Origin of the sequence: Nitrosomonas sp. (assembly GCF_021731985.1) — a bacterium.
In the GTDB taxonomy this organism is placed as follows: domain Bacteria; phylum Pseudomonadota; class Gammaproteobacteria; order Burkholderiales; family Nitrosomonadaceae; genus Nitrosomonas.
The window spans coordinates 60,666-85,835 of record NZ_JAKFWH010000062.1 but is presented as its reverse complement, the minus strand read 5'-3'; the positions used below and the strand labels follow the sequence as shown (position 1 = coordinate 85,835).

Genomic DNA, 25,170 nt, shown 5'->3' with positions numbered 1-25,170 from the left:
CCCAGTTACTCGCCTTCAGGCACTTAGGAAGAAATATGCATAATCCCGGTAATATCCAATTCATCAAGCTAGGCGAAAAGGGGAATTATGAGCATGAATGCCTCGAAGAAAAAGGAATTCTAAAACTAGGATATAAAGAGATAGACCATCAAAAGTGTCTGGATGGAGACTGGGATTGGGTTGAGCACCAAATTACTGATCTCTACAAGACTTGGCCTTCAGCCACCACAAGTCACAAGAATCAAATTCGGAAATTCTATGAAGAACCCGATTCAACAATGTGGATTACATTTTACAATGGGAAGCTTTGGTACTGTTACGCTGCCAGAGAACTCTCCCTGAACAGCGACGGTACAAAAGAACGTATGACTCTCAGTGGTTGGAAAGACACTGATTCGAAGGGGAATAGTCTTTTCATTCAGTACCTGAGCGGTCGACTGACCAAGGTACAAGGTTTTCGCGGAACCATTTGCGATATCAAAGAAAAAGAATATCTACTCCACAAAATCAACAACACACAGAGTAAAGAACTTGTGTCGGTGGAAAAGGATATCCAATCATTGAAAGGCAACCTTGAGCTCCTAATTAAAAAGCTTAATCCAAAAGATTTCGAATTATTCATCGATCTTCTGTTTCGTTCCGCAGGCTGGTCAAGGATTGGAGTTCTTGGAAATACCACGAAGACAATCGACATAGAATTTCTTGCTCCGGTCACGAATGAAAGAGCAATTGTTCAAGTCAAGTCAGAAAGCAATCTGGCCACTTTTCTGGAATACAAAAGCCGAATGGGCAGCATGGTGGAGTATGACAAATTCTTTTACGTGACACACACTCCCAGCAAAGATCTTCAGAACTACATCAATCAGAATACAGAGGGCGGCTTCCAAATTTGGGATTCAAAAAAACTGTCTGAGCTGTCAATCAATGCTGGATTGATTGAATGGATTGTCAGTGTTGCACCGTAGAAAAGCGCGGTAGGATGTGCCGATGAAGGGAGGCGCATCAATCGAGAAATAATCAAATCAAGATGGAACGTAATTTTTATTGCACCGAATGAAAATTCCGGTGCAATGCGCTTCGCTTATTGACACCCTACTACTCGCGGTAGAGACTAAACCACTGAACAGGTCATTCATACCTGTATCGAAAAAGCACACGATGTTTCCTGTCGTTTTCGCAGTGGCGCGGCTCAGTGTCTGTGTTAGCGGGCCTCCACAAGAATCTTTACCCGGCGCACAATCAGCCGCCTATCCGTGCCTGCATTCGCCGCCGAAATTTATCTCGATCAATCAACTTCGCGGTGCCCGCATCAATCTCAACAAGGCGGCGCAGAATTTCCTTATCCCAAGCCTCCAATACATCCGCATCATCGGGCGCATCCAGGCTTTTAACCAAAGCATGCGCCAACTCGGCACGCTCTGCTTCCGGTAACATGAGCGCTTCGGAATGAAGTTTGTTCAAAATTTCAGTTTTCATGAGTGCTCCGTAGAAATACAACCAGTCCCTATAATAGCTAACTTATCGGTCAATCAAAAATTCCGTCAAATCGTCCCACCACTCTCCAGCCATTCGCGGCAATCCGGAGTCAACGCACGCCCGCAAGCGGTGTCATAAAGCACCAATTCTTCGTCAGAGAGTACGTCGCGCCAGCGGTTATTGGTACCTTTGTGCATAAACGTCTCCGCGCCGCCCTTCCAGAACTGACCACCTCCCGGCGCATACAGCTCGCCCTGGCGTTTCATCTCTGTAAAGGAGATCGCTTTGATGATGCCGTCCCATGCCTGATCGGGCACATCGATCTCCAGAAATGCAGCGATGCGGCGAACCTCACGCTCGGTATCCGCGAGCATGTCGCTGTAGTGGAACAACTGAATGTTGGGCAGATGACGGAAATTCCACCAGGATTGAACATTAGAAAGATGGGACCAGTACGGCCAGCCGTCGGCTTCCCACGCAAACGAACCGCGCGTTATCCAATTCTGCCAGAAGGTATGGATATCATCCGGCGGCGGCGGGAGTTCGTCTCCCATGCGCCCAGGCAGCATGTTCAGGAGCATTAACATTTCTTCCTTCATGCCGGTATAGTGATTCCACAACGACATGAAGACATCACGGGTATCGCGGGCGATATAGAGGTATTTGATCTTTTCATTATAAGGCACGCCATCGAGCGGCAAGTGCGTCTTGATAAAGCGGCGATGCTGCTGCGCCTTCAAGTTGTTCAGAACTAATTCGAGCGGAATAATCCGCATGTCCAGCCACGGCGACATTTGCGATGGCGGCGCCGGAAAATTCCCGTCCGGAAAGAGCAGGTGCGCAACAATTGCTTGTGTCCACGTCGTGCCGGCTTTGTAGGATGTTGCGATGACAATATCATCAGCGCGCGATTCGAAATAATCCCAGCGCGTGCTGTCAAAATGGTGATTCTGGTAAATATGCGTGCGTTGGGGTAGATTCAGCATCTTTCTGACCTGTTATGAAATGACAGCTTGTTAACTTACAGGGACACTCTCGATTTAGCAAGCGATGCGGTGTGCGGGTAAAGAAATGGGTAGCACCAAGTCTGTACTCGGTTTAATAAGCGTCCAATTTGCTCTCACCGAATCCTATCATTCCTGTGGCATCACTTTTGACCATCGGCTGTTATTAGTCAGCACGGCTTCGATCAGTTGGATTCAGATTTCCTAACTGCTCCCCCACACAAATAGGTGACATTAGGCACACACCAATATAAACTATCTCTATGAAACCATTTCGTTGGAATCACGGCAAAAATGAGGTGTTAAAAAAAGATCGCGGCATTTCATTCGAGGAAATAGTGCTGGCTATCGAAGCCGACGGTTTGCTGGATGAGTTGCATCACTCCAATCCGGAGAAATATCCCAATCAGTCTATTCTCGTCGTGGCACTCGATGGTTATGTTTACTTGGTACCCTACGTTGAAGAAACAGATTACTTCTTTCTGAAAACCGTAATTCCGAGCAGAAAGGCTACCCGAGAATACTTGTTAAGGAACAATTCTGATGAAAAAACTTGATACCTATGAAGAAGATATTCTGGCTGCTTCTGAAAAAGGCGAACTCAAGTCAACTTCACCTTCGAAGGAAAATCTGGCCAAATTCAAAGCAGCGGCTAGCGCCACTTTCACTAAGGATAAGCGAATCAATATTCGTTTATCTTCACCCGATCTAATGGATATTCAGGCACGAGCGCTGGAAGAAGGCATTCCGTACCAAACGTTTATCGCCAGCGTGTTACACAAATACGCCTCCGGCCGCCTGATTGAAAAGCCTTCCAGCCTGACTTCACGCCCCAAGCGACGTACTGGTTAGGCTAGGAGACTGATGCTTTTCAGCACAGCTAAGCTTTCATCCAATCCAATTATTCCTGCGGCACCACTTTAGGCCGCCGGTTATCATCAATGGCAACGTAAGTCAGTACGGCCTCGGTGACTTTGATGCAGATCTCTTCCCCGCCTTCCCGCACGCCACGCTGAGCGTATACCGAGACATCGACGGTAATCGAAGTGTGACCCACTTTAATAATTTCGGCATAGAGGCTGACGATATCGCCGACAAACACGGGTTGTTTGAATACAAAGGAATTGACGGCCACCGTTGCAACTCGACCGCGTGCGCGCCGGATAGCCGGGATACTGCCAGCCATATCCACTTGCGACATGATCCAGCCACCAAAAATATCGCCGGCATAGTTAGTATCCGATGGCATCGGCACCACGCGCAATATGGGCTGACCTTCCGGCAACGGAACATGGAGTATCGTATCATTCGGTATGTTATGCATGGAGGAATTTAGCTGATGAATAGAGATACTGCAAGAATACAATAGTCTTCTCATCTAAGGTCAGTATCTGTCTTTTTAAACCTCGCAATCAGCATAGCAATCGGTTCATTCGCTTTTCGTTGGGAAACACAGGAGAATGAGGCCAGAAAATTATTCTACCTAAATCAGGCTTATGAAATCCTTATTTGAAACCGCCGAACACTGCCTGATCACCTGTGAAATCGAAGAAAAACTGCATTTGGCCGAGCAAACGGCACAAGCATGGCGTGACGGCTTATTGTCTTTAGATTGCAAAGACGGACCTGAACCGATTGGTGAGCCTGGACATCCGGCCAGACCTGTTCTGGTGGCACCCGATAAGGTACCCAAACGCGGCCTGGGCACCAAAGCGGGTCTTGCTGCCCTAGTCCATGCAATGGCGCATATCGAATTCAACGCTGTTAATCTCGCCTGGGACGCCGTATATCGTTTCCGTGATCTACCTGAACAGTTCTACAGCGATTGGATAAAAGTGGCGGAAGAGGAAGCCTATCATTTTCAGTTGTTGCGTACGCGCCTGAATGAGCTGGGTACCGACTATGGAGAATTCACGGCACATAATGGTTTGTGGGATATGGCTAAGCGCACAGCGTTTGATCCGATGGTGCGCATGGCGCTGGTGCCACGTGTGCTGGAAGCCAGAGGATTGGATGTAACACCCGGAATTATCAAACGATTGCGTCAGGTCGGTGACGAGAAAACGGTCGCAGTGTTAGAGATCATTTTGCATGATGAGGTCGAACATGTAGCGATCGGATCGCGCTGGTTTAAATATTTTTGTCAGCAACGCGAATTGGATTCAGAGCAGACTTTTCGAGAATTGATCAGCCAATACTTTACACGACGGATATCCGGTCCATTTGATTATGCAGCAAGACAAAAAGCAGGTTTTACGATAACCGAGCTAAAGGCGCTTGAATGCATGGAAATTTCCACAGCACATTCCGGAAAACTCGATTACTCTCGCCGCTCAAAGCGGTAAAACGCCAGCATCCCCATCAGATTCGGCAGGAAATTAACCGGATGATCACCGTTCATTACCCTGCGCTCGAGAATACGCGCGTCACATTGCTGGCACAGCGCTTCAAAATCACCCAACGTACATAAATGAATATTGGGCGTGTCATACCAATGATACGGCAGAGTTTTTGACACAGGCATATGCCCGGAAATAACCTGCATGCGGTTTTTCCAGTAGCCGAAATTGGGAAATGAGACGATCCCTTCCTTACCCACCCGCAGCATTTCTTGAATGATACCTTCGGTGTGTCGCATGGCCTGCAAAGTTTGGGACAGAATGACATAATCGAACGAGCCCGATTCAAAGCTGGACAACCCTGCTTCCAGGTCATTCTGGATCACATTAATGCCATTACGAAAGCAACTAAGCAGATTGTCGTCGTCGATTTCCACGCCATAGCCAAAAACATTCCGTGTGTCGCGCAAATAGCGTAGCAATGAACCGTCGCCGCAGCCTAAGTCCAGAATCTTTGCGCCGGGTTTAATCCATTCGGCAATGGCGGCAAAATCCGGGCGTAATGCGATGGTTAATGGTGCTGTTGTATCAGTCATGGTTAATTAATAGCTCTTTCACTCAGGTAGAAATATTGTCCATATACGCCCGCACCAGTTGATGGTAATACTGCGTTTCCATCAGAAACGAGTCATGGCCGTGGCTGGAGGTGATTTCTGCATAACTCACGTTAATCTTGTTATCCAGTAGCGCTTTGACAATCTCCCGGGAACGTTCCGGCGAGAAACGCCAATCGGATGTAAACGATAAAATCAGGTAATTCGCTTTGGCAACCTGGAAAGCCGCGCTTAAATCGCCCCCGTAGGCATTGGCCGGATCAAAATAATCTAGTGCTTTGGTCATCAGCAAATAGCTATTGGCATCAAACAAATCCGCAAATTTGTCGCCCTGATAACGTAAGTAGGATTCGATCTCAAACTCAACATCAAAACCAAAAGAAAGATCCCCATTACGCAAACTGCGCCCAAATTTTGCTGCCATCGAATCGTCAGACAGATAAGTGATATGTCCCAGCATGCGAGCCAGCCGCAAGCCGCGTCTAGGTAAAGTGTCGTAAGCGTAGTAATTCCCGCCGTAAAATTCCTGGTCGGTCATGATTGCCTGGCGGGCTACATCGTTAAACGCGATATTTTGTGCGGTCAGTTTGGCCGCTGCGGCAATCACCAGCACATGGCGTACCTTTTCCGGATAATTCAGCGTCCACTGCATTGCCTGCATCCCGCCCAGGCTGCCGCCGACTACTGCCGCAAACTGTTCAATCCCCAAATGATCGGCCAATTGCGCCTGGGTTTCCACCCAATCTTCCACGGTAACAATCGGAAAACTCGCGCCGTAGTGCTTTCCGGTTTTCGTATCAATACTGGCAGGACCGGTAGAACCGTGGCAACCGCCCAGATTATTCACACCCATCACAAAGAAGCGATTGGTATCAATCGGCTTGCCAGGACCCACCATGTTATCCCACCAGCCGTAGCTTTTCTCTTTATCCGCATACACACCGGCCACGTGGTGATTGCCTGAAAGCGCATGACAAATTAATACCGCGTTGGATCGGGCTGCATTCAGTTGTCCATAGGTTTCATACACCAGATGATAGCTATCCAGCATCAATCCGCTTTTCAATTGCAACGGCTTGTCAATGGTTACATATTGCGGTGTCACAACACCAACTGATTTTGAATCTTGCATTTATATAAGGAAAATCCTGAAGAAACGACTAACTATCTTGTTACCAATTATATCGTCAAAAAAACTGGCATACACTAGGGAAAACTCTGATAAACCCATCGGCTAGTTCACCCTGATCGCAATTAGTTCTTTCAGAGTTTTTCTAATCATTCAACTTAGCCAGTAATGCAGCCATCTTTTCCGGCTGATCCGTTTTCATAATCTTTTGTGTCAGCGGAATAATATCAGGCAAATGGCTTTTTAATATCTGGTTTTTCACTGTCAGTAATTGCGCCGGGTACATGGAGAATTGCTGCAGCCCGAAACCTAGAAGCAGCCGGGTAAACTGCTTATCACCGGCCATCTCACCACAAATCGATACAGGCACTTTGGCGTGATTGGCACTCTGAATAATATGCGAAACCAGCCACAATATGGCTGGGTGAAACGGATCATAAAGATGCGCCACCGCATCATCGATCCGGTCAACAGCCAAGGTATATTGAATCAGGTCATTGGTACCAATGGACAAAAAATCCAGCTTTCGCATAAAGAGATTCAGACTCAACGCAGCCGCCGGAATCTCAATCATCCCGCCGACTTTAATGTGCTCATCAAAATGAATCTTTTCATCGCGCAAGGTCTGTTTTGCGTATTCAATCAGATGTAGCGTTTGATCAATTTCCGCCACATGAGATAGCATCGGTACCAGGATACGAACATCGCCGTATTGAGATGCGCGCAAAATAGCGCGTAGTTGCGTATGAAACATTCTCGGCTCCGCCAGGCTCAACCGGATAGCACGTAACCCTAATGCCGGATTAGCCGCAACTTGCACGGCACCTTTCAGGCTTTTATCCGCCCCCAGATCAAAGGTACGAATGGTAACCGGCTGTTTATGCATTTTGACTGCAACAGTCCGGTAAGCCTCAAATTGTTCCTCTTCATTCGGCAAGTCATCCCGATTAAGAAACAAAAACTCGCTGCGGAACAAACCGATGCCTGTGGCACCGCTGGTTTTAACTTGCTCGATATCTTCCGGCAGTTCGATGTTGGCGTATAAATCGATCGGTGTGCCATCCAGTGTTACCGCGACAACGCTCTTAATACGCTGTAGCTTTTTTCTCTCCAGCTCCAGCTGGCCTTGCCGCAGGCGGTATTCGTCCAGAACATATTTATCCGGATTGACGATGACAATGCCATGCGTGCCGTCCACAATCAGACGATCATTTTCCAGAATTAACCGATGCGCCTGATGTAACGCCACGATAGATGGGATATTGAGACTACGCGCAACAATCGCAGTATGCGAGGTTTGACTGCCCAAATCGGTCAGGAAGGCAGTAAATTGATGCTGTTTGTACTGCATGACATCAGCAGGACTCAAATCATGCGCAACCAGAATACTATCGCCGGTAAGTCTCGATGCCACCGGCAAATAACCGGGGTGTCCCAGCATCGCTTTGAGCACACGCTCGACAACTTGCACCACATCGGCTTTGCGTTCGCGCAAATAAGCATCTTCGATTTCTTCAAACTGCGCCAGTAGCTCTTGCATCTGCTGCGTCAGCGCCCATTCCGCATTGCACTGGGTCTGCACAATCATGCTCCGGGTCGCTTCGGAAAGCATCGGATCATCCAAGATCATCAGATGCAGATCCAGGAATGCACTAAACTCCGCTCGCGCATGACCATCGGCGACAGATTTTTGCAGCGTCTCAAATTCTTCACGAACGACAGCAAAGGCACTATCCAGACGCGCAATCTCTTTGTCCATCTGATTTTTCGGAATCAGATAATGCATCACCTCTAAAGCTGCTGGCGCGCCTAAATGCGCATGCCCTATGGCAATGCCTTCCGATACGCCAATACCTTGCAGGATAAAGCTCATTCGCCTTCACCAAAATAATCTTCAACCAATGCCACCAATGCCGCCAGCGCTTCAACTTCATCGTCACCGGTCGTTTCGATCTGTATGCGCGACCCTTTATTGGCCGCCAGCGTCATAACCCCCATGATACTTTTTGCATTTACGCGGCGATTATTCTTTGTCGCCCAGACTTCACACTTGAATTGACTGGCCAGTTTCGTCAGTTTTGAAGATGCGCGCGCATGCAATCCCAGTTTGTTGACAATTTCCACTTCTTTAGTCTGCATGGCAAGGCTCCGCACCAATATGCATGACACCGCATTGGCCGCCACTCAGTCCTTTCTCGATCACGACAGGAAGCGGCTCATTACGATAAGTCAACACACGCACCAGCATCGGCAAATTGACACCCGCGATACATTCCACTTTACCGGGTTGCATTAACCGGCTGGCAATATTGCAGGGTGTTGCGCCACACATATCACTCAGTACCAACACCCCATCACCGCTATCCAGTTGCTTTATCAATGCGCGCGCCCGGGTGAATACGGCATCGGGATCATCCTGCGGAAAAACACTCAAATGCAGTAGTTGCGGCGGCTTCATGCCGACTACATGGCTTGCGCAACGAATCATATGATCCCCTAAATCTTCATGTGTGAGAACTAATATCCCAATCATCTCGCTTTTATCCTGCCCCGGTTTCGTAAACAACAATTGAAGAATTCTAGCATTGACCGTGCGTTAATGCCCTGTGTTGTTGCATATTCACATGAAAATACCTCTAACAGACCGTTGAAAAATTATCTACGTTGCCGCTGCGGCGTTAGAAACAGGCTCAAAATGCTCATTTATTATGCATAAACTGCGCTTCTTCGCCTGTTTTTGCCTTGCATCGGCTGCCTCGAAAAAGTTTTTAAACGGCCTGCTAAACGATTGTTCTGTCACTTTATTCAACCACTGTCGTGCTCAATGCGATATATTTATTCCTGTGAATCAATCATCTGAGGAATACTCAAAGCCTGATGAGGTGGCCAGCGTATACTGATAAGTGAATGTCTTGATTTAATGTGCAACATTATTTTCATCGGTGGCAAAGACATGAAAAAAAATGATCGAATCTCAGCCTTGTGTAAAGCAGCCGAAGCGATGGCACGCGGCGATTTCGCACCGGATATTCCGATCGGTGACGATGAAATTGGTCATTTGGGTAAATCCCTCAAGAAACTATCCGCTTATCTCAAGAAACAGTCAGAAAGAAGCCAATCTCTCTATCGGATTATGGTTGAATGCAACCTCAATCTACAGCTGATCGATGTACTGAACCACATTTATGAATCCTTTCAGGATCATTTACCCTATGACCGGATTAGCTTGGCTTTACTCGAGAATGAAGGCAACAAGCTTAAATTGCATTGGTCACGTGCCGATTATGACAAGCAAGAATTAATCACTGGCCTTGCAATCCCTATGTCGGACAGTGGCTTGCGAGCAATCATCGACATCAACGAAATGCTGATCATCGACGATTTAACCGCACATTTGGAAAAGCACTCGGAATCCAGGCTCACGCAAGCAATTATTAAAGAAGGCATTCGCTCCTGCCTCATTTGTCCTTTGGTTGCCGATGGGAAACCCATTGGTTTCGTTTTCTTTTCTTACCGCAAAAAAAGCATTTATAAAAACCTGCATAAGGATTTATCCCTGCAAATCGCCAGTCAAGTGGCGATCATCCTTGAGAAAACCCAGTTATACAAAGGAATAAAACTAAATAAACAACTCATCGCGCAGAAAAAATCATTGCAACAACGCGTCACACATGATGCCTTAACCGGTTTGTTCAACCGCCCCGCCATATTTGATATCCTGCATAAACAAATCTTGCGTGCCAGACGCGGTGGAATTGGAATTGCGGTGATCATGATCGATATTGATCACTTCAAAACCATTAATGATACCTGCGGCCATCTCACAGGTGATGCGGTGCTATGCGAAATTGCCAACCGTTTGACCCAATCAGCCCGTTCTCATGAATACATCGGACGTTATGGCGGTGAAGAGTTTCTGGCAATTATTTCACCCTATGATCAAATTGGCGCTTTAAAAGCCGCGGAAAGATTCCGTAATGCCATAGCCTGTCAGGAAATTAATGCCGATCAGACACTGGTCCCCGTCACAATCAGCTTGGGCGTGGCCATCGGCACAGAGCCAGAAACACTGGACGAAAATCTGTTATTACGGAGAGCCGATGAAGCGCTTTACATAGCCAAGCATAAAGGGCGAAACCGGGTTGAAATAGCGAGCTAATGACCATTTAAATTCAGTCCGGTCGGCAACCTATCCGAATCCAAGAATTGATACATGACGAGATTCCTCGCTTGCAGCGTATAATCCCTCCATTAATTTTATTCCCAATCCTTACACAACAAACCATAACATGAACCAGGAAAATCAATCGGCTGCTCCCCAGGATGAAAATCAAATTATTGCTGAACGTCGCGCCAAACTGACCGAATTGCGGCAAGCAGGCAACGCTTTCCCGAATACCTTCCGGCGCGAGCATCTGGCGGCAGCACTCCATCAGCAATTTGACGAATTCACAAAAGAACAGCTGGAAGAACAACCAACTGTTGCTAAAGTGGCAGGACGCATGGTGTTAAAGCGCGTCATGGGCAAGGCCAGCTTTGCTACGATTCAGGACATGAGCGGACGCATCCAATTGTATATTTCGGATGACCATACCGGCGAAGCGGTGCATGCTGCGTTCAAACACCATGACCTGGGCGATATCTTCGGCGCGCAAGGCACGTTATTTAAAACTAAGACCGGCGAACTCTCGATCCGCGTGACTGATCTGCAATTGCTGACAAAATCGCTGCGCCCGCTGCCGGAAAAATTTCATGGGTTGACCGATCAGGAACAGAAATACCGTATGCGTTACTTGGATCTGATCACGAATGAAGAAGCGCGTAAGGTGTTTACGATACGTTCCAAAGTGATACAGGCAATTCGTGAATTCTTTGTGGCACGCGATTATCTGGAAGTTGAAACCCCAATGATGCATCCGATTCCTGGCGGGGCCTCGGCACGCCCCTTCTCCACGCATCATAATGCATTGGACATGGCGCTCTATTTGCGTATCGCACCTGAGCTTTACTTGAAGCGGCTGGTTGTCGGCGGCATGGAAAAAGTTTTTGAAATAAACCGCAATTTCCGTAACGAAGGAATCTCCACGCGGCACAACCCGGAATTTACCATGGTGGAATTCTATGAAGCCTATCAGGATTATAGTTATCTCATGGATTTCACCGAAAAAATGTTCTCCAGTGTGGCTGAAAAAGTGCTCGGAACCACTCAGATTACCTACCAGGGAAAAGCAATCGATCTGGCGAAGCCGTTTATGCGTTTAACCATTACCCAGGCGATTCAGAAATTTCATCCGGAATATTCCGATGCGCAATTGCAGGATCGTGAATTTCTGATCAATAAATTACAAGCATTGGGCATACACTATAATTCGCACGATGGTATCGGCGGCTTACAGCTTTCATTGTTTGATGAGACCACAGAACATTTACTGTTTGAACCCACATTTATTATCGATTATCCGGCAGAAGTCTCACCGCTGGCACGTCGCAACGACAGTAACCCTGAAACCACCGATCGTTTTGAGCTGTATATCGCCGGACGTGAAATTGCCAATGGATTTTCGGAATTAAACGATTCGGAAGATCAAGCAGCGCGCTTTCAGGAGCAAGCCAATGCCAAAGATGCCGGTGATGCCGAGGCGATGCATTACGATGCGGACTATATCCGCGCACTGGAATATGGCCTGCCGCCCACGGCGGGCGAAGGCATCGGTATTGACCGTCTGGTCATGCTATTGACCGACAGTCCCAGTATCCGCGACGTGATTCTGTTTCCGCAACTAAGACGGGAAGATTAGGAAAGCGCTAAATAATTCGCCGATGATTATGCAAAGGATGAAAAATATCACCTTAAGTGCGGACGATAAACTGATTGAAGCCGCCCGCGAACGGGCTCGCGCTGAACAGACCACCCTCAACGAGCAATTCCGCGGCTGGCTGGCAGATTATGTGCGACAGGAGCATCAAACCGAGTCTGCAATGGTATTAATCGAGGAATTACGTGGACAAGTACGTACAGGCGGTCGCAAATTCACGCGAGACGAAATGAATGCGCGGTGAATTTATCGATACCCATGTTTTCATTTACCTGTTCGACGAAACCGATTAGCACAAACGTACTATTGCAGAACAACTGATCCAGAAAGCGCTGGAAACTCGCAGTACTTGCATCAGCCATCAAGTTGTCCAGGAGACGCTCAACGTTGTGACGCGCAAACTGCCATCTCCCATGAGCACAGAAAATGCCTAGCGATTTCTGGAACAGATCTTGATGCCCTTATGGCGAATCATGCCCAGCCCGGCACTTTACCGGCGCGGCCTTGAACTTCAATCGCGCTATGGCTTCAGTTTTTACTGATGCCTTGATTGTTGCTGCAGCTCTCGAATCCGGCTGCACGCGTTTATACACGGAAGACTTGCAGCACGGTCAGAAAATTGATGGATTGGTAATTGAGAATCCGTTTATTGATTGAGATTGGATTAGGACTGCGCAATGGCAGCAGGATCAATCGGGTTGACGCTATCGATCTATTGAATTCTTGATTCGCGACCTGTTTTTTGGTTGCAGTATACTGCTTGTGGACTGGCGCTCTCAATGACTTCGCGTTATCGCACTGGAGACCTACTGGCAGCAGCGGAGAGTACGCATGGCCGGGCACCCCATCTGCTCAATATGTCGAATGTTAAACTGACCGGAGCAGGTGGTACTGCTGAGCCGGTTTACCGCGTCAACAAAGGGCAGACGATAAAATTCGAGTTAACGTATGAAAATCTCGGCAAGACCAGCCCATTGACCGCAAAGATTGATTTTTACTTGTCAACTAACGATCCTTTCAGTACTACCGACCGATTCTTAGTCGAAGGCGCGGTCACTTTGCACTTTGTATCGTGGCTTTCCCAATACGACCTCGAATGCCTGGTTTACCATGCCAGCCGACTTGGGTCAGTGGACAAAATTATTGGATCAATGCCATTATTGATTACAACAATGTCCATGCGAACGCAGTAAAGCCAAGATCGCCACTTATATCGCCATTCGGGTGAATTAAAGCGGTAACGCACTTACTGCAGCATTACAAGTTTCTTTGCCTGCACAATAGCTCGGGTAAAGAAGCTCTAACCGCTTTCTGCTATGACTCTGTCTGGCAGCTTCTGATTTCCTCATGCAATTCGAAACTGACTCGGAAGCGAACCTAACACCCGGCTTTGTGTAACCGATAGGTATCAATGCCTTGCATATCGCTTTGCTAAGCGGACAGTCCCGACGGTTTTCTTAACCTCCTTCAGTGCTTTGATTAATTAATGCTGCCTGTGTGTTTTCTCACAGACTGATCTGACAAAAAACACTATCTTTGCGTGGCAGCTTTGATTTTTCCGGGCTTTCTGAAATCCGGCACAACAATGTAGCAACTAACCACGGAAGAGGAGATATATGATGAAAGTAAAAACACTAGCAGCAGCGATTTTAACTTTGAGTCTGGCGATTGCTATCCCGCAAACGCATGCATCACACGCGGACGACACCAACACTTCGGATCTGGTGCATAAGGCTGATCTGATTTTTGAAGGAAAGGTCGTCGATGTCGACTATCGCACATCGGATATTTTGCAGGCGGACGATGTCGCTATACCGCATACCTATGTGACCTACGAGATCACCCGGAACTTTAAAGGTCGTTCGAACCAGGACAAATTGATCACACTACGCTTCCGCGGCGGTCCTGATGATGCTGGCAATACCTTGATTATTCCAGGCGTGCCGCTGTTTCAAGTCGGCGATCAGGATATCGTGTTCGTGCGCGGTAACGGCGTGGAAATCTCACCGGTCGTCGGCGGTAATTTTGGCCGCTTCCGTATCAGCAAGGATGGCGTACACTCGGATGCCTGGCAAGAAATCTGGCTGCGCAGCAACGGCCAGCTCGATCAAGGAAATTTTAACGAAGACAAGAAAAGCGTAACGCTTCGCATCGGCATCAAAGAATTCACTTTTGAAACCGAAACCAAAGCCGAGTGGACTCCGCCAGCCGATGCTACCAAGCTGACCCCGGTGCAATTCCGTAAATTCCTCAGCGATAGCGTCAACCAGCACTACACACCGCAAGCGCTCGGTTCGCTCAAGCCCGTCCAAAGCATGCAAATGCATGAACAATTCGCAATAGGAAAAGCAAAACCAGTTGCCGCACCGGCGGTACCACCGGTTCTCAAAAAACTCGATCTGGAAGCGCCGAATCACGTGGAAATGACCATTCGCAGGGATTAAAGCGCGTTTTCACCCTGAATTTGCAATCGTCACTCAAGTTATGAACAATTTTTAGGAGACTTACAATGAAATTCTCGCGATTAAATCAATTGCTCGCCACGATGTTTCTGGCAACCGTCACGCAACATGCATTCGCTTACACCACCATCAAATGTGGCGGCAACGCAACCAAATGGAGCGGCAACAGCTACACAGCCCGCGCATCTTCCGTCGGTTTTCCGGTGGGTCCTTGGCGCGATGCGTTATCTTCCGTGATCACGCATTGGAACGGCAATCCCAGCAACTTAAGCTTTGGCGTCGTCTGGAACGAGCCCGGCGTTGCAGCCAATAACAACGAAAACGAGGTCTGGTGGGAAGCCAATGGCGGCGCGAATATCGGCACCTTTCCAGCCGTTGCGTATGTATGGTTTAAAGGTGATTGCACGTTAAAAGAAGCGGATGTCATTTTCAATAACAGCGTGTCGTATCACCACACCACCAACAAAGCCAGCTTATCGTCCTATGGCGGCGCATTCCGGCCATTCCAGACCACCGCCATGCACGAACTCGGCCATGCTGCCGGATTGGCGCACACTGCCAATGTTTATAACATCATGGGTTCAGATCCCACGCATATCCATGCCAATGGCGCAACAGCAACCGCCTACAGCGGCGAGGATGCTAACAACGGACTGGTTGCAGTGTACGGCTTGTGGGCTGGTGGCGCCAATGATCTTGCGGTATCCCATTGGCGGCATACCGGTAGCAGCGGCGAATACAGCACGCATGGCCGTACTCGCATTTTCAACACCTCGAATGTAGAACTGACCAAAGTAGCCGGCACTACCGAACCGGTATACCGCGTCAACAAAGGCCAAACCATTAAGCTCGAGATGACGTATGAGAATCTCGGCAATACCAGTCCGCTGACAGCTAAGGTTGGTTATTACCTATCGGCCAATGACACCATCAGTACCGGCGACCGGTTCCTCGGCGAAGGCACGGTTACGCTGTATCGCGGTTCTCCGGACACCACCAACAATACCTTCCTGGTGATTCCTTCCGATCTGGTCAGCGGCCAGAATTACTGGATCGGCGCGGTCATCGACTACAACGGCGCGTTTACCGAGCGTAGCGAAGCCAACAATGCTACTTACATCGGCATTCGCGTGAATTAAGTCTGTCACGATTCACCGCATCATCAGCAAACTTCTTCGTTCGCATCAACCAATGCGGAAGGAGAAGTTTGCGTTTGAAAGCTGATCATTTCTCTAATGGGTAATAATGGTTAAAAAAATAACAATCACGAAACTTGTGATCTGTTTTGCCAGGTAATATCGATTTTCGATGCAGGGAAACGCAACCTCTCTTAATCCCTAATTTTCTAATGGAAAATTAGGGATTACAGTAAGTTTCATTATTGAGCTTCCTCAAAAAATGGCAGTGCCTCAGTTTGATTTTTCTTCTAATGCTTTACATTTATATCACCCCAACTTTACATTTATTCTGCAACACCTTTCCAATTAAACTCAAATAGGTTTACAATTAATCAAAATAACCTTTACGTTTAAAATATCAAATGCTGATTAATGAACCCACTCGCATCCTGCTAAAGATTGTATCCAATGACCCGAAAAATGTTTCCGTCAGGCTTGCCAGTGCTTTAGGTATATCCCGTCAATCTGCTAGTGCAAGATTGAGAGCCGCGACATCTAATGGTTTGATTGTAAAGCACGGAGTTGTTGGGCGAGGTGTTGTGTATGTACTTTCTGAGTTGGATCGCGTTTATCAGGAATACGATAGAGCAGGTTTATCCGAAGATAGAGTTTGGATTTCTTTATTTGCGCCGATGGTGAAAGACTTGTCAGAGAATGTGCGAGATATTTGGCGCTATGGATTTACTGAGATGGTCAACAATGCGATTGATCATTCTGGCGCTAATAAGATTACCGTTTGGGGTGCGCGAACTGCCTTATATACGCAGGCTTGGGTTGCGGATGATGGTGAAGGCATATTCAATAAAATCCAGAAGGCGCTTGGCCTATTTGATCCGCGCGAAGCAATCTTGGAACTGGCAAAGGGAAAATTCACAACAGACCCGGCAAACCATTCCGGAGAAGAAATCTTCTTTTCCAGCAAAGTATTCGATCTTTTTGATATACGATCTGGAAGCCTGCATTTTATGCATGAAGACGGATTGGACGATATGTTGATTGAACGCCCAAAGGATGCGCCGGGTACGCTTGTAGTAATGCGCCTAATGAATGACAGCGCACGTACAACAAAAGAGATTTTCGACAAATTTGCGGTACCTGAAGAGTACACATTCGCCAAAACAATTGTACCTGTTCGATTGGCGCAATACGAAGGTGAAAAGCTTGTATCCAGATCACAGGCTAAAAGACTGATATTCCGTTTTGATAAATTTAAAACAGTAATTCTGGACTTCGATGGGGTTGAAGAAATTGGGCAGGCTTTCTCTGATGAAGTATTCCGGGTGTTCCAGAATGCCCATAAAGATACCAAGCTTGTGCCGGTTAACATGACTCCAGCGGTAAAAGTTATGGTGTCACGAGCGAAGGCGGGTTAGTGGTTTCTTGATTATTTTATGGGTAAAATATAAGTCATATGTCCACATTCAATCTGCAAGTGCATCACACACAGCAAAGTCACAAAACACAAATCATATTTAATTCATCGGCTATATTCTCAATTCGCGACCTGGCCCCATGCTTCTCCCCAGCCGCTGACCAGCATATTCAAAAATCAAGTGCACCACCGTATCCTAAGTATCATTAACTAACTGGATAACAGAGGTGCGACATGGTAATACATTACTTCCATTTGAATAAAACAGAAAGGACCCTAATCAAAGACTGGAAAAATCGAGGGGTATCACTGAGAGAAATTGGACGCCGCCTTAATCGTTCGCATACGACAATTAGTCGGGAACTTAGGCGCAATCTTTGGTGCGGCCGGCATTATTACATCAGGGGCGCCCAGGAGATTTATGAGCATCGGTTAAAACGACGCGCTCAGCGGTATCGTTTGAAGACGGAATCAATAAGACGCTTCGTGCATAAAAAGTTAGCTATCGGTTGGACACCTGAATTAATTGCTGGCCGATTAAAAGTTTCTGGTTCTGAGGAATACATATGTCATGAATCAATTTATCAATACATCTACATTCAGGCGCCTGATCTCATTGAGTGCTTAACCAGGAAACATAAAAAAAGACGGACCAAGAATCCTTATCGCAGTACTGCTGAACGTATTAAAAACCGGGTATCTATAGCGCTGCGGCCAGTGCAGGTCGACAAACGTGAAATAATTGGTCACTGGGAAAGTGATTCTGTAGTCGGGAGTGACAGGAAATCTGGATTGAACGTCATAATAGAAAGAGCTACTCGTTTGGTGAACATATCATTGATGAAGAATAAAACCGCAAGGGAAACAAAATCAGCAGTTATTCGTCGATTATCGAATCATCCTGAAGAACTGGTCAAGAGCATTACTTATGATAACGGCTCTGAAAATGTACTGCATCAGGAAATCAACGACAGACTGGGCATACAGTCTTTCTTCTGTGAACCCTACCATAGCTGGGAGAAAGGTTCTGTTGAACAAGTAAACGGTCTTATTAGACGCTATTTGCCTAAAGGCACTAATTTTAACAATATCACTGCTGCCGAAATTAATCGTATTGAAAAACGACTCAACAATCGCCCCAGAAAATGTTTAAATTACAAAACACCCTACGAGATGTTTAGGATAGCGCGTGGTGCACTTGCAGGTTGAATGTGGCGACCCCATGAGCCACATCCCCGTCCGTTTGCTATATTAAACTATGGTTCTGTGGCCTGTCATCCTGCAAAATATGATGGTAGACCCTATTTTTCCTCTACTATAAACAGTTTACTAAAAAACTCTTTACAGCTTGCTTCTTTATACCACTGTGAATACTTTATACCACTGTGAATACCAAGGTGTCTGTTGAAGCGATATAAACAAACGTATCATCGAGACCTGTACCGGTAATCGTCAGTTGATAATCATCTGCGGCGGCGTAAGCACCATCGCCATTCAAATCAATTTGAAGGGTCATGTTACCACCCGCTTCTGCTGCAGCAATATTCGAAGTAGCACTAAGTGTTGTACCATGAACATTGATGTTAGCACCAGTTGCCGACAACAACGTACTGCCGCTCTTCAACAGCGCTTCCAAGGCAGACGAGAAGTTAATCGTCACGGTATCACCTGCCGCAACACCCCTTAAAGCCAGTGTTGAAGAATTTCCTGCCTTAATATCACCTGCATTCAAAGCGGTTGCTGTGTAAATCAAGGTATGCGCATCAGTACCACCCCCATCAACTGTAACGGTATCCGAACCACCGCCTAAGTATAAGGTTGAAGTTACGGTCGCAGCATTATCAATATCGATGGTGTCATTTTTTCCTGTGCTTTTAACCAACAGTGAAGTAATTGCCGATGCATCGGTATCAATGGTCACTGCCGCATCATTGGTCAATCCGGAAGCATCAACTTCTGTTGGTTTGGTACCCGTAGCTGTTGCGAAACTCAGCGCTTCATCACCATTAATGACCACTTTCTCAACATCGGCTGCTGTCAGAATAACTGAGTTTTCTTCTGCGCCGCCTACTGTTTTGGTAGAAGAACCATCACCAATGGATTTCAAGTTGATAACGTCAGCATTTGCGAAAACCAGAGAAGTCACATCGATACCCGTACCACTCTTAGTTGTACTGTTGTCCAATGAAATGGTTGCCGTGTCACTAGTACCACCTGATACAAAGTCACTTGCAGTTAAGGTGAGGGTTGTTGGTGCTGCTCCGGTGATTGAGATATTACCGGTTGTAGCTGCATTAATATTTGAAACCGTTGCACGACCACCCGTTTCACTGATAACTAAACCAGTAAGGGTATTTTCCGCACCGATAATAGCCAGATTGTAGGTAGTCGCATCTGCACCGGCAACTTCAAAAGTTTCAAACTCAGTGAGGCCAATTACTTCAGCAGCGGTATCAACGGTATCGGCATCAGAAACGCTCAGTGTATCAGTCCCTGTACCACCTTTCAGCACATCTGAAGCAGTAATGGTTGCGCCCATCACAATCATATCATTGCCCGAGCCGCCAGTGAAGGCGAGATTGGAAGCGCCAATGCCGCTAATCAATACATTACCAGTTGCGGTCCCTGCGTTGATCGTTTTTACAGTCGTCAAAGCATGCTGAAGATCCAAAGTCTTGGCACCAGCAATATTGATGGTCTCAAGTTTAGCACCAGCGTTAGTCAACGTAATATAACTATCATTTCCAGAGGCAGTAACATCCAATTGTGTTAATGCAGTACCCGTTAAAGCAACCGTCGCGTCAACTGTTGCACTACCAGCTTTGTCCAGCGTTAACGCCAAGCTCGTTGGAGTATTACCTGCAAGGGTAGCTGTTGTACCACCAACTTGATTGGTTAATTTGACCACTTGTCCGTTGCCAGTAGCTAATGTCTGTGTGCCAAAACCATCTACCTCAATCGAGGTCACGTCGGATTTAGCTGACAAATCAAGAGCACCGCCCGGCGCATTGTAATAAAGTTGTTCAATACCAGAAATATTGGGAACAGTATTTGTACCAAATATTTTCAGCGTATCAGTACCTGATCCACCATTCAAGGTATCGCCAGCAGAAGTAGAAACGTTGTCACCAATGAAGATATCGCTCTTAGAAGTACCAGTGATATTATCTGTAGAATTTGTAAGCGTGAATGTAGAGCCTAAATCAGAATAAAGTATCAAGTCGCTGGTTGTTAGTGAACTTATTCCTGTTAAATTGACCGCAAACTCCGCAGCAATATCATTATCCGTATTGCCATAAAGAACACCATGCCAGAGCATCACTTGACCGGTAGTCCAGAAAATAAATGGTCTAGGTTCAAAAGCCGTTATAAGCGTGAAAGCATCATGTGAAGGAGTGGTTGCATTAGCATCCAGCGTTGAAAGATCTATCTTGTCCACGCCAGGAGAGAAGTCGATAATGGTATCGGCTGTGGATGTGGTTGAGCTCATCTCATTAAGTGCATTAAAGTCAAAAATGTCAGAATCTGGGCCGCCCACAAGTAAATCCTTACCTATCCCGCCGATGAGAGTGTCGTTGCCTGTGCCGCCGTTGAGAGTGTCGATACCTGCGCCGCCGATGAGAGTATCGATGCCAGATAAACCTTTAATTACATTAGAATATTCATTTCCATTTATTGTGTTATTCAGGGAATTTCCTGTTCCGTCCATTGCATACGGCGCCAAGATCAGATTTTCGATGTAGCTTGCGAGCGTCCAGCTTACCGAACTGATAACAGTATCGATTCCACCAGCGTCCTTTGAACTAGTTAGCGATGTGGTCTCCAGGACTATGTCTTCCAGACTTTGTACAACGTAGGTATCATCCCCTGCTCTACCGAGAAAAGTGTTGCTAGTACCCGCCAGACTTGATAAACCATCATTCCCCTTTCCGCCATATATTGTGTCGTTGCCGCCTAAAGGTCCGGAAAGTTCTAAACCGGGTGATGAATGATTTTCAAGAAAGTAGCTAGGATCGACGTATCCGCTGTTATATGGATCGGTATCTTTAGAAGGAGAGTAACCCGCTCCAGGAGAATCAATTGCGCCGAGGTAAACACCGAAATGTAAATGGGCCGCGTTAGGATAATAGTTATCTGCATTCCCCAAGGTGCCTATTACCATACCCTTAATCACCACATCACCTTCTGACACAGAGAACTCTTCCAGATGGGCGTAAATCGTGCTTACAATCTCTCCTGTCAGAAGCGTATGTTGGATTATGACTACATTTCCCCAATCATCACTTGGTTTTCCCCGGTAAACGACCACTCCATAGTCAGCTGCCCTGATCGAGTCCCCTATGTCACTGTCGCCAGTTCCGGAAGTCCAGTCCTCACCTATATGGTATTTATCACTAAAATCTGGATTTGGTTCATTGTAACCCTGACTTTTCCAATATTTCTCTAGGCCTGCTAAAGGATTTTGAAAATCACCTGCTGGGAAAGCACTCATTTTGTTACCCTCTATTATTGTTAGTGTCCATTATTTATAACATAAGCTTGTTGATAAGAAAAAATATTCTCATGACCTTAGACTAAAGCTAAATAACGCAATTTTTTATTTCTAAGTCTCGTTTCTGATAATAACTCAAAAATAACGAATCTCCTAAAATCAAAGCGTTATTTAGTTTTCTGACTGCTTTACCTGTTTGGGCGACAGAATCGCTTTGTCATGAGCGGGAACAAATTATATTTTCTTGCTCGCTCGGTAAAAAAATGGTTTCGGCATGTGCTTCCAATAATTTTTCAGCCAGCAGCGGTTATCTGCAGTATCGATTCGGGCAAAAAGATGCGCTTGAACTGGCATTACCGGATTTGACAGAACCAGCTACGGCTGCTCAATCATTCAAGCGCGAGCCCTGATGTTTGCAGGCGGCTGAGTTGGTTATCTGCGATTTATCAATGAGTTATGCAATTATATTGTGTATACCGCGATTGGTAAGGGTTGGGGCGTGAAAGCACGGTAGGTTGGGCTGACAAAGAAAGCCCAACATCAAACGGGGATGAAGCAAACCCGGCTCTTGTCAACCGATAGCCTTTCCCAGCGGTAAAACGAAGGTGTCTCTTTATCGCGAACTGTGAATGTTGGGCCTCCTTTGTCAGCCCAACCTACAACTTCTGAACATGGCATGGAGTCAGCCCAGAATATAAGGCAAATATAAGGGGTCAGGAATCAAGAAAATAAGCAAGTCACAGGGATCGCATCTTGACATCACACCACCCTCCTCTTATCAATCTGAAAAAAGACATTTCCCTGAACAGTCAATTGCCAATTACCTCATCAACGCAAACTAATAATCGGCCAGTTATTTCTTTCCGCGTGGCTTCTCAACGTAGCATCCGGGTCTACCGCGACCGGGTGCGTCACTTTGCTGAGTAATGGTAAATCGTTGAGGGAATCACTATAAAACCAGCTGCGCAGGAATGATAACCAGGTTAGATTATGCGCATCCAGCCAATCTTCCAGCCGTTCAATTTTTCCTTCCCTGAAAGAAGGTGTACCCGATACCTTGCCGGTAAATTCGCCATCTTTCTCTTCCGGTTCGGTCGCAATCAAATGATTGACCCCTAATGCCTGCGCAATGGGCGCTGTGACAAAACTGTTGGTTGCAGCAAGTAGCCCGGATAAGCAAGCATCATCCGGGATAGATTTATCAAATATCAATACCGGAATCCAACTCGTCATTCAATGATAAACTGCATGTTAATAAAGGTTTCGGAGAGTTTATCATGCCTGATAAGATGAAATGGATTCTGGAAAATATCAAGACATTGTCGTCCCATGAAAAAGCTACGCTTGCGCATTGCTTGATTTCAAGTTTGGATGATGCCAACGAGGAACATGTTGATGAGGCGTGGATTCAAGTCGCAGAACGCCGGTTCGCGCAACTTGAATCCGGTGCGGTGAAACCGGTTAGCTGGGAAGAAATAAAGCTGAAATTGAACCGTGAGTCGTGACAAACGTTTACTTTCATCCTGAAGTTGCGCGCGATATACGTGAATCGGTCGTCTGGTATGAATCGCAGGCAAAAGGATTGGGCGGTGATTTCATCAATGAGCTTGAAAGCGCTTATGAAGCCATTGCCGAACTTCCTGGCGTATGGCCCCAATTCAGAAAAGGGTTCCGGCGCTACATCCTTACCCGTTTTCCATTTGCAGTAATTTACAGACAATCAAACGAAAAAATCTATGTGATTGCTGTAATGCATCAAAGCAGAAAACCCGGTTACTGGCTCAATCGAATTGTAGAATAAAATCAAGCAAGCAGGCCGAGCAACAAAGGGATCACATCTTGACATTGCACTCCTTCCTCTGGGCAATCGGATAAAGAGGTCTTCCTGAATCGTCAATCCACCTGATCAACGCAAACTAATAATCGGCCAATTATTTCTTTCTGCATGGCTTCTCAGCGTAGCATCCGGGTCTACCGCGACCGGGTGCGTCACTTTGCTGAGCAAGGGCAGATCGTTGAGGGAATCACTATAAAACCAGCTGCGCAGAAAGGATAACCAAGTTAAATTATGCGCATCCAGCCAGTTTTCCAGCCGTTCAATTTTTCCTTCCCTGAAAGAAGGTGTACCCGACACCTTGCCGGTAAATTCACCATCTTTTTCTTCCGGTTCGGTCGCAATCAAATGATTGACCCCTAATGCCTGTGCAATGGGCGCTGTGACAAAACTGTTGGTTGCAGTAATAATAATGCACAGATCATTATCCAGCATATGCCGCTCTATCAACTGGCGCGTTCCCGGCGCAATCAGAGGCATAATCTTCTTGCACATGAATTCGCTGCGCCAGGCTTCCAGTTGAACGCGTGAATGACGCGCCAGCGGCTTTAATTGAAAATCCAGAAATTCGTGAATATCCAGCGTTCCCGCTTTATATTGCTCGTAAAATTCGATGTTCTTGGCTTCGTGCAGCTCACGATCCAATGCTTTTTTTTCAATCAAAAATTGCGCCCATTGGAAATCGCTATCACCGGCAATCAGTGTATTATCCAAATCAAATAATGCTAAATTCATGAAGCCACCTGTAATAATTCTCGTAATAGAGGTATGGTAATTTGACGCTGATTAACCAGAGAATACCGATCCAGTGCATCCAGTGTCATCATTAACGACGGCAAATCACGCCGTCCATGCCGTAACAAATAAAGACAAATTTCTTGTGATAAATCGAAGCCACAATCAACGGCATGACTTTTCATCGCCTGTATTTTTTCTTCTTCCGTTAATTCATGCACCTGATACACCAGCCCCCATCCCAAACGCGTCACCAAATCCTGCCGCATATTCAAGTACGCCGGTGCAGCCGCACCGCTGACCAGCAGAAATGCCTGACTTTCATCGCGCAACTGGTTATAGAGATTAAATAATCCGATCTGGGCTGCGGCATCCAGACAGTCAATATCGTCAACTGCGACACAATCTATATCGCTATCGACAGAAAATTCGCATGGTTTTTTAGCGGAGAAATATACCGCTTTTGAGTTTCTTTGTGTATAGGCTGCAACCGTTGCCTGTAATAAATGGCTTTTGCCACAACCCAGGCCGCCCCAGAGGTAAACAAAGCGTTCTTTTTCATGGTCGGACAGGATATTTGCCAGCATGTGCAGCAATTCAGCGTTTCGCCCTGGCAAAAAGTTTTCCAGTGTAGGCAACGGCAAAGGTTTAATGTCCAACAGCAACTGTTTCATTGTAATCGCTCAATACTCATAGCCCCGCTTCGCAGATGACCGCGA

Annotated in this window: 27 protein-coding genes and 1 pseudogene; 16 read left to right on the top strand and 12 right to left on the bottom strand. The window is 46.6% G+C overall.

Annotated elements, in window-relative coordinates; translation table 11 throughout:
- Positions 1-35: 35 nt before the first annotated feature.
- The gene (locus QZ942_RS08945) at positions 36-965 is read left to right on the top strand and encodes a hypothetical protein (protein WP_292994790.1); all 930 of its coding nucleotides are present in this window, start codon (positions 36-38) and stop codon (positions 963-965) included.
- A 274-nt stretch (positions 966-1,239) separates the two neighbouring features.
- On the opposite strand, the gene QZ942_RS08940 is transcribed toward QZ942_RS08945, so the two are convergent.
- Both QZ942_RS08940 and QZ942_RS08935 read right to left on the bottom strand, forming a co-directional pair.
- On the bottom strand, positions 1,240-1,476 hold the full coding sequence (locus QZ942_RS08940; protein WP_292994788.1) for an addiction module protein: 237 nt from the start codon (positions 1,474-1,476) through the stop codon (positions 1,240-1,242).
- A gap of 65 nt (positions 1,477-1,541) precedes the next feature.
- Positions 1,542-2,462, bottom strand: a complete 921-nt coding sequence (locus QZ942_RS08935; RefSeq protein ID WP_292994786.1) for a sulfotransferase domain-containing protein — start codon at positions 2,460-2,462, stop codon at positions 1,542-1,544.
- 281 nt (positions 2,463-2,743) lie between these two features.
- Between QZ942_RS08935 and QZ942_RS08930 the strand changes: the two genes are divergently transcribed.
- Positions 2,744-3,037, top strand: a complete 294-nt coding sequence (locus QZ942_RS08930; protein ID WP_292994784.1) for a BrnT family toxin — start codon at positions 2,744-2,746, stop codon at positions 3,035-3,037.
- Positions 3,024-3,332: a hypothetical protein gene (locus QZ942_RS08925; RefSeq protein WP_292994782.1), complete on the top strand. Its 309-nt coding sequence runs from the start codon at positions 3,024-3,026 to the stop codon at positions 3,330-3,332. Before QZ942_RS08930 ends, QZ942_RS08925 begins: the two co-directional genes overlap by 14 nt.
- Before the next feature lie 49 nt (positions 3,333-3,381).
- On the opposite strand, the gene QZ942_RS08920 is transcribed toward QZ942_RS08925, so the two are convergent.
- Positions 3,382-3,804 (bottom strand): acyl-CoA thioesterase, encoded by a 423-nt coding sequence (locus tag QZ942_RS08920; protein ID WP_292994781.1) that lies wholly within the window; start codon positions 3,802-3,804, stop codon positions 3,382-3,384.
- A gap of 172 nt (positions 3,805-3,976) precedes the next feature.
- Here QZ942_RS08920 and QZ942_RS08915 point away from each other — a divergent pair, with 172 nt between their 5' ends.
- A complete protein-coding gene (locus QZ942_RS08915; protein ID WP_292994780.1) occupies positions 3,977-4,825 on the top strand; it encodes a ferritin-like domain-containing protein in 849 nt (282 codons plus the stop codon).
- Here the strand turns inward: QZ942_RS08915 and metW are convergent.
- The 5 genes from metW to QZ942_RS08890 form a co-directional block, all read right to left on the bottom strand.
- A complete protein-coding gene (gene metW, locus QZ942_RS08910; protein WP_292994779.1) occupies positions 4,801-5,415 on the bottom strand; it encodes a methionine biosynthesis protein MetW in 615 nt (204 codons plus the stop codon). The two genes, QZ942_RS08915 and metW, sit on opposite strands and share 25 nt — an antisense overlap.
- 22 nt (positions 5,416-5,437) lie before the next feature.
- Positions 5,438-6,565: a homoserine O-acetyltransferase gene (locus tag QZ942_RS08905; RefSeq protein WP_292994778.1), complete on the bottom strand. Its 1,128-nt coding sequence runs from the start codon at positions 6,563-6,565 to the stop codon at positions 5,438-5,440.
- Positions 6,566-6,707: 142 nt separating this feature from the next.
- Positions 6,708-8,435, bottom strand: coding sequence for a phosphoenolpyruvate--protein phosphotransferase (gene ptsP, locus QZ942_RS08900; protein WP_292994777.1), 1,728 nt, complete (start codon positions 8,433-8,435; stop codon positions 6,708-6,710).
- Complete coding sequence (locus tag QZ942_RS08895) at positions 8,432-8,701, bottom strand: HPr family phosphocarrier protein (protein ID WP_292994775.1); 270 nt, start codon at positions 8,699-8,701, stop codon at positions 8,432-8,434. The genes ptsP and QZ942_RS08895 overlap by 4 nt, the downstream gene beginning before the upstream one ends.
- The gene (locus QZ942_RS08890) at positions 8,691-9,095 is read right to left on the bottom strand and encodes a PTS fructose transporter subunit IIA (RefSeq protein WP_292994773.1); all 405 of its coding nucleotides are present in this window, start codon (positions 9,093-9,095) and stop codon (positions 8,691-8,693) included. The genes QZ942_RS08895 and QZ942_RS08890 overlap by 11 nt, the downstream gene beginning before the upstream one ends.
- A gap of 420 nt (positions 9,096-9,515) precedes the next feature.
- Between QZ942_RS08890 and QZ942_RS08885 the strand changes: the two genes are divergently transcribed.
- The 9 genes from QZ942_RS08885 (at position 9,516) to QZ942_RS08845 (ending at position 18,599) form a co-directional block, all read left to right on the top strand.
- Positions 9,516-10,721, top strand: a complete 1,206-nt coding sequence (locus QZ942_RS08885; RefSeq protein ID WP_292994771.1) for a diguanylate cyclase — start codon at positions 9,516-9,518, stop codon at positions 10,719-10,721.
- A gap of 130 nt (positions 10,722-10,851) precedes the next feature.
- On the top strand, positions 10,852-12,360 hold the full coding sequence (gene lysS / locus QZ942_RS08880; protein ID WP_292994769.1) for a lysine--tRNA ligase: 1,509 nt from the start codon (positions 10,852-10,854) through the stop codon (positions 12,358-12,360).
- A gap of 37 nt (positions 12,361-12,397) precedes the next feature.
- Positions 12,398-12,622, top strand: a complete 225-nt coding sequence (locus tag QZ942_RS08875) for a hypothetical protein (protein ID WP_292994767.1) — start codon at positions 12,398-12,400, stop codon at positions 12,620-12,622.
- Positions 12,623-12,900: 278 nt separating this feature from the next.
- Positions 12,901-13,035, top strand: a complete 135-nt coding sequence (locus QZ942_RS08870; protein ID WP_292994765.1) for a hypothetical protein — start codon at positions 12,901-12,903, stop codon at positions 13,033-13,035.
- A gap of 122 nt (positions 13,036-13,157) precedes the next feature.
- On the top strand, positions 13,158-13,571 hold the full coding sequence (locus tag QZ942_RS08865; RefSeq protein ID WP_292994763.1) for a hypothetical protein: 414 nt from the start codon (positions 13,158-13,160) through the stop codon (positions 13,569-13,571).
- A gap of 423 nt (positions 13,572-13,994) precedes the next feature.
- Positions 13,995-14,822 (top strand): hypothetical protein, encoded by an 828-nt coding sequence (locus QZ942_RS08860; protein WP_292994761.1) that lies wholly within the window; start codon positions 13,995-13,997, stop codon positions 14,820-14,822.
- Between the two features lie 65 nt (positions 14,823-14,887).
- Positions 14,888-15,979 (top strand): hypothetical protein, encoded by a 1,092-nt coding sequence (locus tag QZ942_RS08855; protein WP_292994759.1) that lies wholly within the window; start codon positions 14,888-14,890, stop codon positions 15,977-15,979.
- Positions 15,980-16,380: 401 nt separating this feature from the next.
- Complete coding sequence (locus QZ942_RS08850) at positions 16,381-17,391, top strand: STAS-like domain-containing protein (protein ID WP_292994757.1); 1,011 nt, start codon at positions 16,381-16,383, stop codon at positions 17,389-17,391.
- A 233-nt stretch (positions 17,392-17,624) separates the two neighbouring features.
- Positions 17,625-18,599, top strand: coding sequence for an IS30 family transposase (locus QZ942_RS08845; RefSeq protein ID WP_292994755.1), 975 nt, complete (start codon positions 17,625-17,627; stop codon positions 18,597-18,599).
- Positions 18,600-18,765: 166 nt separating this feature from the next.
- On the opposite strand, the gene QZ942_RS08840 is transcribed toward QZ942_RS08845, so the two are convergent.
- A complete protein-coding gene (locus QZ942_RS08840; RefSeq protein WP_292994753.1) occupies positions 18,766-21,882 on the bottom strand; it encodes a peptidoglycan DD-metalloendopeptidase family protein in 3,117 nt (1,038 codons plus the stop codon).
- A gap of 263 nt (positions 21,883-22,145) precedes the next feature.
- On the opposite strand from QZ942_RS08840, the gene QZ942_RS08835 reads away from it, so the two are divergent.
- The gene (locus QZ942_RS08835; protein WP_292994751.1) at positions 22,146-22,292 is read left to right on the top strand and encodes a hypothetical protein; all 147 of its coding nucleotides are present in this window, start codon (positions 22,146-22,148) and stop codon (positions 22,290-22,292) included.
- 418 nt (positions 22,293-22,710) lie between these two features.
- Here the strand turns inward: QZ942_RS08835 and QZ942_RS08830 are convergent.
- Positions 22,711-23,067 (bottom strand): annotated as a pseudogene (locus tag QZ942_RS08830) (haloacid dehalogenase-like hydrolase); the annotation flags it as partial.
- Positions 23,068-23,159: 92 nt separating this feature from the next.
- On the opposite strand from QZ942_RS08830, the gene QZ942_RS08825 reads away from it, so the two are divergent.
- Both QZ942_RS08825 and QZ942_RS08820 read left to right on the top strand, forming a co-directional pair.
- Positions 23,160-23,387 carry an addiction module protein gene (locus tag QZ942_RS08825; protein ID WP_292994749.1) on the top strand — a complete coding sequence of 76 codons (228 nt, stop codon included), beginning with the start codon at positions 23,160-23,162 and terminating at the stop codon, positions 23,385-23,387.
- The gene (locus tag QZ942_RS08820) at positions 23,384-23,683 is read left to right on the top strand and encodes a type II toxin-antitoxin system RelE/ParE family toxin (RefSeq protein WP_292994747.1); all 300 of its coding nucleotides are present in this window, start codon (positions 23,384-23,386) and stop codon (positions 23,681-23,683) included. The genes QZ942_RS08825 and QZ942_RS08820 overlap by 4 nt, the downstream gene beginning before the upstream one ends.
- A gap of 105 nt (positions 23,684-23,788) precedes the next feature.
- On the opposite strand, the gene QZ942_RS08815 is transcribed toward QZ942_RS08820, so the two are convergent.
- Positions 23,789-24,451, bottom strand: coding sequence for an HAD family hydrolase (locus QZ942_RS08815; protein ID WP_292994745.1), 663 nt, complete (start codon positions 24,449-24,451; stop codon positions 23,789-23,791).
- On the bottom strand, positions 24,448-25,125 hold the full coding sequence (hda, locus tag QZ942_RS08810; RefSeq protein ID WP_292994743.1) for a DnaA regulatory inactivator Hda: 678 nt from the start codon (positions 25,123-25,125) through the stop codon (positions 24,448-24,450). The genes QZ942_RS08815 and hda overlap by 4 nt, the downstream gene beginning before the upstream one ends.
- Positions 25,126-25,170 lie beyond the last annotated feature (45 nt).